The sequence below is a fragment of the Winogradskyella sp. 266wxhm genome (genome assembly GCF_058964685.1).
Map to the genome: position 1 here is coordinate 475,266 of NZ_CM179559.1, position 13,611 is coordinate 488,876.

The 13,611-nt window shown below is 33.4% G+C and carries 9 protein-coding genes; 4 read left to right on the plus strand and 5 right to left on the minus strand.

Features of this window, described 5'->3' with window-relative positions:
* Nucleotides 1-53: 53 nt before the first annotated feature.
* Nucleotides 54-1,184, minus strand: coding sequence for a vWA domain-containing protein (locus AC2H4K_RS02260; RefSeq protein WP_281141126.1), 1,131 nt, complete (start codon nt 1,182-1,184; stop codon nt 54-56).
* An 89-nt stretch (nt 1,185-1,273) separates the two neighbouring features.
* Here AC2H4K_RS02260 and AC2H4K_RS02265 point away from each other — a divergent pair, with 89 nt between their 5' ends.
* The 3 genes from AC2H4K_RS02265 to AC2H4K_RS02275 all read left to right on the plus strand — a co-directional run bounded on the left by AC2H4K_RS02265 (nt 1,274) and on the right by AC2H4K_RS02275 (nt 7,145).
* On the plus strand, nt 1,274-1,876 hold the full coding sequence (locus AC2H4K_RS02265) for a hypothetical protein (protein ID WP_281141125.1): 603 nt from the start codon (nt 1,274-1,276) through the stop codon (nt 1,874-1,876).
* Between the two features lie 78 nt (nt 1,877-1,954).
* Nucleotides 1,955-5,176, plus strand: a complete 3,222-nt coding sequence (locus tag AC2H4K_RS02270) for a WD40/YVTN/BNR-like repeat-containing protein (RefSeq protein WP_281141124.1) — start codon at nt 1,955-1,957, stop codon at nt 5,174-5,176.
* 19 nt (nt 5,177-5,195) lie between these two features.
* On the plus strand, nt 5,196-7,145 hold the full coding sequence (locus tag AC2H4K_RS02275) for a S9 family peptidase (RefSeq protein ID WP_281141123.1): 1,950 nt from the start codon (nt 5,196-5,198) through the stop codon (nt 7,143-7,145).
* Nucleotides 7,146-7,194: 49 nt separating this feature from the next.
* On the opposite strand, the gene AC2H4K_RS02280 is transcribed toward AC2H4K_RS02275, so the two are convergent.
* From AC2H4K_RS02280 to AC2H4K_RS02295, 4 genes are all read right to left on the minus strand, one after another.
* Nucleotides 7,195-7,872 carry a Crp/Fnr family transcriptional regulator gene (locus AC2H4K_RS02280; RefSeq protein ID WP_281141122.1) on the minus strand — a complete coding sequence of 226 codons (678 nt, stop codon included), beginning with the start codon at nt 7,870-7,872 and terminating at the stop codon, nt 7,195-7,197.
* A 32-nt stretch (nt 7,873-7,904) separates the two neighbouring features.
* Nucleotides 7,905-8,723, minus strand: a complete 819-nt coding sequence (locus AC2H4K_RS02285) for a universal stress protein (RefSeq protein WP_281141121.1) — start codon at nt 8,721-8,723, stop codon at nt 7,905-7,907.
* A 79-nt stretch (nt 8,724-8,802) separates the two neighbouring features.
* Nucleotides 8,803-9,852 carry a response regulator gene (locus AC2H4K_RS02290; protein ID WP_281141120.1) on the minus strand — a complete coding sequence of 350 codons (1,050 nt, stop codon included), beginning with the start codon at nt 9,850-9,852 and terminating at the stop codon, nt 8,803-8,805.
* Complete coding sequence (locus AC2H4K_RS02295; RefSeq protein WP_281141119.1) at nt 9,849-11,093, minus strand: PAS domain-containing sensor histidine kinase; 1,245 nt, start codon at nt 11,091-11,093, stop codon at nt 9,849-9,851. The genes AC2H4K_RS02290 and AC2H4K_RS02295 overlap by 4 nt, the downstream gene beginning before the upstream one ends.
* Nucleotides 11,094-11,211: 118 nt before the next feature.
* On the opposite strand from AC2H4K_RS02295, the gene AC2H4K_RS02300 reads away from it, so the two are divergent.
* Nucleotides 11,212-13,587, plus strand: a complete 2,376-nt coding sequence (locus tag AC2H4K_RS02300; RefSeq protein ID WP_281141118.1) for a heavy metal translocating P-type ATPase — start codon at nt 11,212-11,214, stop codon at nt 13,585-13,587.
* Nucleotides 13,588-13,611 lie beyond the last annotated feature (24 nt).

Genomic DNA, 13,611 nt, shown 5'->3' on the forward strand with positions numbered 1-13,611 from the left:
ACAATTCTGTTTTTTAAAACTAAGTGCTAATTCCTAAAAGCTAATAGCTATTTTTATCCTTTAATTCTTCTTTTTCTATTGTTTTCGTAATCTTCAAAAATCATTTCTCCTAGACCTTTTAAACCTGTGTAAAATGCTTTCCCTCTATTGGCTTGCGTAAACTCTCGTATAAATTTCATCAAATAAGGGTCTTCTGCAATCATGAAGGTTGTAATTGGTATATGCAAACGTCTTGCTTGCTGTGCCATAGCATAGCATTTATTAACTATATAAGGATCTAAACCTACACTATTTTTATAATATTGACCATCTGGCATTCGCAAGCAACTTGGTTTACCATCAGTAATCATAAAAATTTGTTTGTTCGTATTTCGTTTTCTACGCAACATATCCATTGCCAATTGTAAACCTGCAACAGTATTGGTATGATAAGGTCCAACCTTAAGATATGGCAAATCTTTAATTTTTATAGGCCAAGCATCATTACCAAATACTAAAATTTCGAGTGTATCTTTAGGATAACGTGTTGTAATCAGTTCGGCCAAAGCCATGGCTACTTTTTTAGCTGGAGTAATACGATCTTCACCATACAAAATCATACTGTGGCTAATATCTATCATCAGCACTGTACTCATTTGACTTTTATGAAGGGTTTCTTCAACGACTAAATCATCTTCCGTTAGGTTAAAATTCCCAATACCGTGATTGATTTGAGCATTTCTAAGACTCTCAGTCACGGAAACTTTATCTAAGGCATCTCCAAATTGATAAGCCCTAAAGTCACCTGTATGTTCATCGCCAATACCAAGACCTTTGCTTTTGTGATTTCCTGAACCACTGCGTTTTATCTTTCCAAAAATATGATCTAGAGCCTGTTGTCTAATGGCGCGTTCAGTTTTTGCCGTGATCGCCATGCCGCTTCCACCATTGCCATCGTTATCAATTTCTTCTCGTATATAACCTTTCTTTTTTAGGTCTTCAATAAAATCATCAATGGTATAATCTGGTGTAGTAAGCTTATATTCTACATCTAACTGTCGCAACCAATCTATGGCCTCATCAAAATCTCCTGAGGTGTAAGTAATCAGCTCCTTGAAAATTTCAAAGAGTTTTTCGAAAGGAGATTGGTTTGGCGCTTCATACGTTTTGAATATAAAGCCCGATTTTCTTCTTTGTTCCTTCATAGCATTATAAAAATAACACTTTTAAATGTAACATTTACATATTTTCAGATTCTAACATTTTGTTAACTTTACTCGAAACTTATCTTACAATGTCTGAGGAAACTGAAATAGAACAGCCAAAAAAGTCTAGAAAAAAAATCAACTGGACTACTGATAAAATCATGAGTACCTCTGCCCTATTTATCAGTGTTATTTCACTTGTAGCTTTACTTTATCAATCGTATTTAGCTAGAGAAGAAAACAAACTTACACAAATGCAACAGAGTGCGTCCGTGCTTCCACACCTAAATCAATGGTATAGTGAATACGACAACAATTTTAAATTCGTCATAGGAAATAAAGGTGTTGGACCAGCCTTTATTGATGATGTTGAAATTGAGTTAGATGCAAAACATAAGTTCAACAATACCGATGACTTATTCGACCATATTTTCAATAACACCAAAGGCTTAGACACTATTCCTTATTCAAAAAACACACTCATTAAAGGATTTGTATTACAAGCCAATGAGCAAATCAATGTTTTAGAAATAGAGAACGCTAATAATCTAGACTTCGTAAAAGACTTGTTAAGCAAGAAAACTATTCTTTACAAAATTACTTACAAAGATGTTTATGGTGCCAAATGGTTATTATCAAATGAGAATTACAGCAATAATAGTACTACAATTCCTATTTTACTAGATAACTAGAACACAACTTTTTACATCTTTTATAATTCTCAAATTTCTTTTCATTATTTTTAAGGGTATTAATCAACCTAAACAATAATGAAACGTTTTCTCTTATGTGTTATGCTTTGTGGTGTAGCACTTCTTTCTGCACAAGAATTTTCGATGGATTTAGTAAAGAATATGACACCAAGAAACATTGGTCCCGGTGGTATGTCTGGTCGTGTAACAGCTATTGATGTTGTAAACAACAATCCTGATATTATGTATGTTGGAACTGCCTCTGGCGGACTTTGGAAATCAACTTCTGGAGGTATAAAATGGGAACCTATTTTTGATAAAGAACTTACTGCTTCTATAGGAGCTGTTGAAATTCAACAATCTAACCCGAGTGTTATTTGGGTTGGTACAGGTGAAGGTAACCCAAGAAACTCATTAAATGGCGGTTATGGTGTATACAAATCGCTTGATGGTGGAAAATCATGGAAATCTATGGGTTTAGAGAAAACAAGACATATTCATAGAATCATTGTAGATCCAACCAATCCTGATGTAGTTTATGTAGGTGCTATTGGTTCACCTTGGGGCGAACATCCAGAACGTGGAGTCTTTAAAACTACGGATGGTGGCAAAACATGGGAAAAGATTCTTTTTGCAAATAACAAAACTGGTGTTGCTGATTTGGTGATGGATCCTTCTAACCCAAATAAACTATTCGCTGCCATGTGGGAACACAAGCGCGATCCTTGGTTTTTTAATTCCGGTGGTGAAGGATCTGCACTACATATGACGCACGATGGAGGTAAAACATGGAAAAAAATCACTGAAGAAGATGGTTTCCCAAAAGGAGATTTAGGCCGTATTGGTGTGGCTATCTCACCTGGAAAACCAGACGTTGTTTATGCTCTTGTTGAAGCTAAAAAGAATGCGCTTTATAAAAGTGAAGATGGTGGTTTTAAATGGCAAAAAGTAAATGATAAAAACGATATTGGAAATCGTCCCTTTTACTATTCTGAAATCTACGTAGACCCACAAAATGAAAACCGTGTTTATTCTGTATTCACATATATCAATGTTTCTGAAGATGGTGGAAAAAACTTTACACAACTCATGCCTGCTTATGGTGTGAGTAATGGAGTGCATCCAGATCATCATGCGTGGTGGATTCATCCTGAAAATGGCAATTTTATGATTGATGGCAATGATGGTGGTATGAATATTACCAAAGATGGTGGAAAAACGTGGCGATTTATTGGCAATCTTCCTGTGGCACAGTTTTATCACATAGCCGTAGATAATGAATTTCCTTATAATGTATATGGTGGCATGCAAGACAATGGGTCTTGGAGAGGACCTGCCTATGTTTGGAAAGACCAAGGCATTAGAAATAGTTACTGGCAAGAAATAAGCTTTGGTGATGGTTTTGATGTGGTTCCTGATAGAGATGATTCGCGTTACGGTTGGTCTATGAGCCAACAAGGTTACGTTAGCAGATACGATTGGCAGACAGGAAATAATTATTTGGTGAGACCAACACACCCTGATGCTGATGTACAATTACGTTTCAATTGGAATTCAGCCATAAATATTGATCCTTTTGATAATAGTACTATCTATTTCGGAAGCCAATTTGTACATAAATCGACTGATAAAGGTGAAACTTGGACAATTATATCACCAGATCTTACCACTAACGATCCGGAAAAACAAAAACAATCTGATAGTGGTGGTTTAACTATGGATGCCACAGGTGCGGAAAATCACACCACAATTTTAGTTATTGAACCGTCACCAATTGAAAAGGACATGCTTTGGGTTGGTACAGATGATGGTAAAGTACACTACACTACTGATGGAGGTAAAAACTGGACCGATGTTTCCAAGATTAAAGGTTTACCAGAAAACAGTTGGATAGCACAAATAAAAGCGTCTAACAAAAATAAAGGGGAGGCACTTTTGATAGCTAATGATTATAGACGCTTCAACTACAATCCTTATGCCTTTAGAACTAAAAATTATGGTAAAACTTGGGAAAGAATTGTAGATGAAAACGATGTTCAAAGTTATGCCTTAGCAATTATTGAAGATATTGAACAACCAAATCTTATGTTTCTTGGAACTGATGATGGACTTTATATCTCACTAAATGCTGGAGAAAAGTGGACCAAGTGGACAGAAGGTTTCCCGACAACATCAGTAAAAGATTTAGTCATTCATTCTAGAGAGCATGATTTAGTTATAGGAACATTTGGAAGAGCTGCTTGGGTTTTAGACGATATTAGACCTTTGAGAGCTATGGCGAAAGATAAGTCAGTCCTCAATTCAAATATTGAATTATTCGACCCACCAATAGCCTATCAAGCAGCCTACCAACAACCAACCGGAAGTCGCTTTGGTGCAGATGCCATGTATCATGGCGAAAATCGTGGTTATGGAGCGCATTTCACCTATCTGTTCAACAAAAAGAATGAAGATATCATTCAGAACGATAGTGAAGAATCTCAAAACGAAAATGATGATGAAATCGAGAAACAAGTTAACAACGACACTGACAACGTCGTAAAATGGGATTCCCTAACTTTAAAACTATACGACGGAGAACGCTTGATTAGAACTCTAAAACAAAAAGCTCCTAAAGAAAATGGACTCCACAAATGGACTTGGTATATGGACGAAGCTGGCGCTGATAGACCTTCTCGTAGAATTAGAAAAAACGATAGAGAATCTGGTGGTGTTAATGTAAAACCAGGAACTTACAAAGCAGTCCTTCACTACGGAGATTTAATCTCTGAAACAACAATCAAAGTAGAGTCTGATCCAAGACTTGAGGTCTCTCAAAAAAATATAAATGAAGTTTATACAGCGCTTAAAGATTTAGAAGCTATTCAACAAACTACTGCTGATGCTTTAGAGCAATTGGTAAAAAGTAAAAATATCGCTGAAGATTATAAAAAAGAACTCACCAAACTCGATAAGGATAAATACAAAGAAGAAATAAAAGCTTCAAAAGAGGTAGTAAAATCGATTGATAGCCTCATTGACAAATATTTAGGTAAAGAAGATAAACGTCAAGGTATTACAAGAAATCCTGATGTAACTCCTCTTCAGAGATTAGGTCTAGCTGCTGGTTACGTTAGCAATAGCCAAACAGGATTAACCTCAACAGAAACCACTTTAATTCAACAAGCTAAAGATGCCATCAGTACTTTACTAGCTGAAACAAACACATTTTTTAATGACGATTGGACAACCTACAAAACAAAGATGGAACAAGTTAAAACCAATCCTTTTAAGGAGGTTAAAACTTTTAAGATAGATTAATCAATTAAAATCAATTAATATGAGAACATTTTTCCTGACTTTTAGTTTTCTCGTTCTTCTGGTATCTTGTAAAGAAGAGACCAAGAACGAAACCGCTAAAGAACGTGAGATTCAAAACTATACCATAAATCAATTTATGGACAATGAATCTGTAAGTGGTGGTAGTTTTTCTTCAGACAATAGTAAACTTTTAGTTTCTAGCAACCGTTCTGGAATATACAATGTTTACACTATTCCTGTGACTGGTGGTGAACTAACACCTATAACACAATCAGACTCAACATCGTATTTTGCCAATTCTTACTTTCCTGATGATGATAGAATGCTATTCAGTGCCGATAATAATGGTGATGAAATAGACCACATTTATGTTAGAGAACTTGATGGTAACATAAAGGATGTTACTCCAGATGATGGAGCTAAATCTGAATTTTATAGTTGGGCTGAAGATGACAAGCACTTTTACTACGGATCTAACAAAAGAGATCCGCGGTTTTTTGATGTATATAAGATGTCTATAGATGATTATTCTTCCTCCTTATTATATAAAAACGAAGATGGTATGGACTTATCTGGTATTTCTAATGACGAAAATTATTTTGCGCTTTCAAAAACCATAAATACCAATGACAGTGATTTGTTTATACATAATGCCAAAACAGGTGAAACATTAAAAATAAATGAAAACCTTAGCGGTAACTCTGCTCAGGATTTTTCAAAAGACAGTTCAAAATTATATTACACTACAGACGATTCTTCTGAATTTGAATACCTAATGTCTTATGATTTAGAAACAAAAGAAAGCAAAAAGGTATTAGAAAAGTCTTGGGATATTCTTGGTGTTAGTTTTACTTCAGGCGGAAGTTATATGACTGTTTTTGTTAATGAAGATGGTAAAAATGCTATTGAAGTACTAAGTTCAGAAACCATGAAGCCTATTGAATTACCAGATTTTGGTAATAAAAGTATTACAAGCGTTAGTTTTAGTGATGATGAAAAATGGATGCGCATGTATGTAGGTGGCTCAAATGCACCTTCAGATTTATACACTTATAATTTAGAAACTAAAGAACAATATAAAGTCACTGATGTATTAAATAAAGACATAAATCCCGAAGATTTAGTATCGGCAACTGTTGTTAGATACAAATCGTTTGATGGTGTAGAAATCCCAGCAATCTATTACCTACCTCATCAAGCATCAGAAGAAAATAAAGTTCCTGCCATGGTTTGGGTGCATGGTGGACCTGGCGGCCAAACTAGACAGAATTTTAATTCGTTAATTCAATATATGGTGAATCAAGGCTATGCCATTCTTGCCGTGAACAATAGAGGTAGTAGTGGTTACGGAAAAACCTTCTTTCAAATGGATGATAGAAATCATGGTGAAAAAGACTTACAAGATTGTGTTGAAGGCAAAAATTGGTTAGCAAAACAACCTGAGATAGATGGTGACAAAATAGGAATTTTAGGTGGATCTTATGGTGGTTATATGACCATGGCTGCTTTAACATATGCACCTGAAGAATTTGATGTAGGTGTAAATATTTTTGGAGTTACGAACTGGATGCGCACATTAAAGAGTATTCCACCTTATTGGGAAGCTTTCAGAGAAGCGCTCTACAAAGAAATGGGAGATCCTTTTACTGCTGACTCTGTTAGGCTAAAACGTATTTCTCCTTTATTTCATACTGATAAAGTAACCAAACCTTTAATCGTTCTTCAAGGCTCTCAAGATCCAAGAGTTTTACAAGTTGAATCTGATGAAATTGTTGAAGGTGTTAGAAAAAATGGAGTTCCTGTAGAATATGTTCTATTTGAAGATGAGGGTCATGGTTTTGTAAAAAAGGAAAATCAAATTGAAGCTTACAGCAGAATTGTGAAGTTTTTAGATACTTATCTTAAAAAAGAAAATGAACCTTTAGATGGTGAGACCATTTCAACCGAAATAGATTCCGAATCTAATTAAGATAGATGACAACAATAAAAAAAGCGTCTCTTTTTTGAGACGCTTTTTTTTATTCTATACGATTAAGACCACTAGGATCTTCTATCTTTATTTGCTTTCCTTTTGTGGAGATTAAGCCTTCTTTTTTGAACTGAGATAAAATTCTAATAGCAGATTCAGTTGCTGTGCCGACAATATTTGCATAGTCTTCACGAGAAAGCACTATATCTAAATACTCGTCACTTTCAGAATTAAAATTATTATGAATATAAAGTAATACTTCAGCCAATCTTCGTTTGACCGATTTTTGTGCCATACTTACTATAGTATCGTCAGAAATTTTCAACTCATTAGCCATTTCTTTTAAAACCTCCATAGAGAAGTTAGGGTTTTGGGCTAAGTCATCCATAATTTCACTTTTTGGGATGAAGCACATCTCCATATCGTTAATGGCAACAGCACTAAGGTTGGTTTTTTGGTCAGTTACCAAAGAACGCTTTCCTAATATATCTCCTTTAACAACAAGTTTTACAACCTGATCCTTTCCGTTTTCGCTTAACTTAGTAAGCTTACATACTCCTTCTCTAACACAATAAACTCCGTTAAGCGTTTCTCCTTCTTCAAAAATAACCTGACCTCTTTTATAGATTTTACCTGTTTTACAGCTTGATATGCGCATTAGCTCTTCGCGCGATAGTGATTTTAATGCATTTAATTCTCTTATAATACAAGATTCACATTTACTCATAATTCATAATTTAATGAAACTACCTTGATATTCTAATGCAATACTAAAAAAGGAATATCAGTGTAGTATTTTACTTTGGGTGTTTTAGGATGAAATAATATTTTTTCAAAATAATTTAAATTTTTAGCCAACATAGTTATTAAATCTATTTTGCGCTCTTCAACAAAATCTTGGACCTGATTTTCTATATGATAGTTAGATAAAAAATGAAAACTATGTTCATTGGCACCTAGATAGGCTTCTAATAATTCTTTATTTCGTTTTTGATCTTCATTTAAAACTACAGCTTCATTTTTAATATGTAAAACTCTGGCAGAAGCTTTATTGGATTCAACAATACTTGTAATAGCCTCTAATGTTTTAGGAGAATATACCGAAAGGAAATCTGTTGGAAAAGCAATTTCTGTTAACTTCGAATACTTAGCATTCTCAGGTACTACAATGGTAGCGCATCTTACTTTAGTAATTACATTAGAAGCATTGCTACCTATAGGTGTTGCCTTAGCGCCTGAACCTCCTCTAGTTCCCATGACTATAAAATCTATCTGATTTTGCTCTACTTGCCTACGAACAGAACTTACAAGATAGCCCGCATCTATAATAGTGAAAAACTTATGCTTTGCATTATTAGAAAATTTGCCTTGTATTTTATGCAAAAGTAACTGCAACTTTTCTTTGCACTCTTTTTGCTCTTCTAAAATTGCTTTTGCATTAGGGCCATGACAAACATGTAACACGTAAAAGTTGCACATTGACTTACTAAAAAATTCAACTGCATATTCTACTGCATTCCAAGCATTATCAGAGAAGTCTGTAGGTATTAATATATTAGCCATTGCTTGTTTATCCATAATTGTATGGACAAATGTAGTATTAAGGCTATGTCTGAAATATGACCGTTGTCAGTAATTGGATTTTAACACCAGTTTATTATTCGATATTTTTTAGCTCTTGTAGGTCTAAAACTTTGATGTTACGACCTTCTATTTCAATAATACCATCTTCTCTAAAACGCGATAATGTTCTAATTAAACTCTCTGTGGCAACACCTGCAACACTTGCCAAATCATTTCTAGAAATTCTTATAAAATCTGTTGGTTTACTCCCTAATTTATCAGCAAATTTTAAAATTGTTAGAGCTGTTCTCTTCTTTACTGAACTATAAGCCATTTCTAATAATTGGTCTTTAACATTTACCAAATCATCATTTAATAGCTGTATTAAATCTAAGGTAACTTTATGATTACTACTTATGATTTCTATAAATTGGTTTTTTGAAATACCTAATAACACCGATTCTTTAATTGCTGCTGCAGTTTCTTTATACGTCGTATTTTCGGTAAATGAGGTATAACCGAATAAATCGTCTTCTTTATGCAATGCTGTAGTTAAATCCTTTCCTTGATCATCTAATTTATGACATTTCACTAATCCTTTTTCAATTAAATAAATATAGTTGGAGTGCTGGCCTTCTTTATAGATCGTTTCCCCTTGACTAAACGTGAAGGTTTTACCGTTATCATCAAAAAAGTTTTTTAAATCATTTAAATTTCTTATTTCTTGCTCATCCTCGGTTTCGTCTATAGTGCTTTCTCTATCATCCTTTAAAATAGCTACTTTTGCTAGTCTACTTTCAATAGCACTAATTAATTCATCTTCCTCAAAAGGTTTTGTTATATAATCATCAGCACCCAAATCCATACCCTTTCTTACATCTTTACGTTCGGTTTTTGCTGAAAGAAATATAAACGGAATATATTTAGTCTGTTCATTTTTTGAAAGCCCTTGTAATACGCCATAACCATCAAGTTCTGGCATCATAATATCACAAACAATAATATCTGGTTTAATTTTTAAAGCTGTGTCTAAACCAATTTTCCCGTTTGGAGCTGTACTAATATTATAATTTGAAAGTTCTAATAATTCGGCTGTGTTTTCTCTTAAAATAGGATCGTCTTCAATTAATAATATATGTTTCATTGAGTGGCTTTATTTGGTAATTTTATAGTAAAGGTACTTCCTTTATTTTCGGCGCTAAAAAAGTTTATTTCCCCACCTAAATTATTTAAATGACTTTTTACAATATTAAGTCCTATACCTGTACCTTGAATTAATAAGGCATTTTCTGACCTAAAATAGCGATTAAAAATCTGTTTTTGATCTTTTTCTGGTATTCCTATCCCATTATCCTTTACGCTAAATGTTGTAGTCGTTTTATCTTGATTTATTTGTATGCTTATTTCTGAATGTTCTGGTGAATATTTAATAGCATTGTGTACCAAATTACTTAAGGCCAATTCTACTATTTTTTCATCTTGATAAAGTGATAACCCATCTATACCTTCAGGATATTTAATAATTTGCCCTTCTTTGAGAAGCATGTTAGCATTATAGATAACCTCATCTACAATTTTAGTAAGCATAAAGTTTGAAAGCTTATAAGACACTTTTCCTGTTTCAAGCTTTTCTATTGAAAGAAAATCATTCAAAATATTATTTAAGTAATGAACTTTATCTGTAATAGTTTTAATGTGTTTATCACGACGTTCCTGTTGTTCTTCTAACTTGTACTTGCTCAATAACATTGCCGAAGTTAAAATACCACTTAAAGGAGTTTTAAACTCGTGAGAAACCAATGATAAAAACTTAGTCTTTAGATCATTGAGTTCCTTTTCTTTTTTAAGCGCATCACTTATTTTATTCTGAGCTTCTATACGTTTTTTTATTTCTATATCTCGCTTTTGATTTGCTACTTTAAGCTCTTCAACCGTAGCACTTAACTGCTCAGTTCTAGATGCTACTTTTCGCTCTAATTCGTCGTTTAGCTCTTGTAATTCTTCTTCTTGTTGTTTTCTTACTGAAATATCAATAACCAAGGCCATTATATAGTTTTCTCCATTGATATGCAAAGGATTTAAACCTGCTTCAACCGGAAACGTGCTACCATTTTTATGAGCGCCAAATAAATCTCTACCTTGACCCATTTGGCGTTTTTTTTGTTGTTTCATAAAACCATCCACATGTTTGTGGTGATTAGCTCTATATGTTTTAGGTATTAATGTGTCTAAATGTTTATTAATTAGATCATCATCATCATAACCAAACATACTCACGGCAGATTCATTGGCTGCTACAATATGCTGAGTTTGATCTACTACTATTACACCTTCTGAAACGGCTTCAAAAAGCACATTAAAAACATCTTTATCTTGAAAAATCATTAAATAAATTTAGTCAGTTATAAAATGGCATGTGTAAAAGTATTTAATATATGACAAATATCATATTTTAAAAGCACTCAATCCGTCAACTTTGCTGTAGGTATAAATGAGCAAAAAAATGGAAAACAAAACATGTTTTCATTGTGGAGATGATTGTGGTAGTCATCCTATAACTTTTCAGGAAAAATCTTTTTGTTGTAATGGCTGTAAAACCGTTTTTGAAATTTTTAATGAAAATGATTTAACCTGTTATTACGATTTACAAAATGCTCCAGGAGCAGTTCCGAAAGAGATTGAAGGTAAATATGATTTTCTGTCTCAAGATTCTATTATTGAAAAGTTAACCGAATTTAGAAGTGATACTGCTGAAGTCGCTACACTATACATTCCGCATATTCATTGTAGTTCTTGTATTTGGATTTTAGAAAATTTAAACAAACTAGATGCTAATATTTCATCTTCTCAAGTCAACTTTGGTAAAAAGACCGTACGTGTTACCTATAATCCTGAAGCTACAAATTTAAAGTCCATTGTGCTTTTATTGAGCTCAATCGGTTACGAGCCTTACATTAGTCTTGATGATTTTAGTTCTGTAAAAAATCATATTAATAGAAGCCTTATCTATAAATTAGGTGTTGCGAGTTTTGGCTTTGGAAATATTATGTTTCTCTCTTTTCCTGAGTATTTTGAACTTAATGAATTTTGGCTAGAACAGTACAAACATGTGTTTAGATGGTTAATGTTTGCCATGTCTATTCCCATTGTTTTTTATTCTGCGCAAGATTATTTTATTTCGGCATATAAAGGCTTAAAAGCTAAACTTCTAAATATTGATGTACCCATTGCGCTGGGTGTTTCGGTATTATTTATTAGAAGTACCGTTGAGATTATTTTTGATTTAGGCTCCGGCTTTTTTGATAGTCTAGCGGGTTTGATTTTCTTCCTTTTGGTTGGTAAGTTTTTTCAACAAAAAACCTACGACTTTTTATCATTTGAACGTGACTATAAATCCTACTTCCCTATTGCTATAACTAAGATTGGTAAAAATGGAGAGGAATCATCCATACAGGTTTATAATATTGAAAAAGGAGACAGAATACTTATTAGAAATGAAGAACTAATTCCTGTTGATGGTATTTTAATTAATGGCAAGGGAAAGATTGATTACAGTTTTGTAACTGGTGAATCACAGACCGTTTCAAAAAAATCTGGAGATAAGCTTTTTGCTGGTGGAAAACAAACATCAGGAGTCATAGAACTTGAGGCTTTAAAATCTGTTGAGCAAAGCTACTTAACCCAACTCTGGAGTAATGATGTCTTTAATAAGAATAAAGAAGATGGCTTTGCAACTATAACCAACAAGGTGAGCAAACATTTTACGATTGCTATTTTATCAATTGCTCTAGTTGCTACAACATTCTGGTTGATTACAGATGCAAGTAAAGCCATGAATGTTTTTACGGCAGTCCTTATCATTGCTTGTCCTTGTGCTATTGCGCTATCAGCTCCTTTTACTTTCGGAAACTTATTGCGAATATTTGGTAAACTGAAATTTTATGTCAAAAATGCAAGTGTTCTTGAAAAGTTAGCACAAATTGATACCGTAATCTTTGATAAAACAGGAACCATTACTTCAAATAAATCCAGCAATGCTATTTATGATGGAGAATTACTTTCAGATAACGAAAGTTTGGTTTTGAAAAATTCATTGAGAGGTTCTAACCACCCTTTAAGTAGAAGCCTTTATAATATTTTGGACGAACACAATATTGTAACCCTAGATACTTTTGAAGAGCATATTGGTAAAGGTATTGAAGCAAAACATAATGATATCAATCTTAAAATAGGCTCGGCAAGTTTTGTTGGCAATACGCAAGAAGCTGCTGTTTTAAATACTACAGTCCATATTAGCAGCAATAATGTTTATAAAGGAAAATACACCTTTTATAATAGTTATAGAAAAGGTGTCTCTAAACTCTTTAATAAACTAAAAAAGCAATTCGATTTAGTCATTCTTTCAGGAGATAATGAAGGGGAACGTGAAAACCTTAAGAAATTATTACCTGCAAAAACCAAACTCATTTTCAATCAAAAACCTGAGGATAAATTAGATTTCATCAAATATCATCAATCTGAAGGAGCAAAAGTCTTAATGATCGGTGACGGTTTAAATGATGCTGGTGCCTTAGCTCAAAGTGATGTTGGTATTGCTATCTCAGAAGATGTTAACGTCTTCTCACCTGCTTGTGATGCCATTTTAGACGCCTCAAAATTCAAAGAATTATATGCTTATATAAAAGCATCAAAATCAGCTATAAAAATCATTAAATGGAGCTTTGTGCTCTCATTTATATACAATGTTGTTGGATTATATTTTGCAGTTACGGGACAATTAGCACCTGTTGTTGCGGCTATTTTAATGCCTTTGAGTTCTATAAGTATTGTTGTATTTACAACGGTTTTCACGAATCTCTTAGGTAGAAAATTAAAATAAAAATTTGAACATGATAAATGTCAT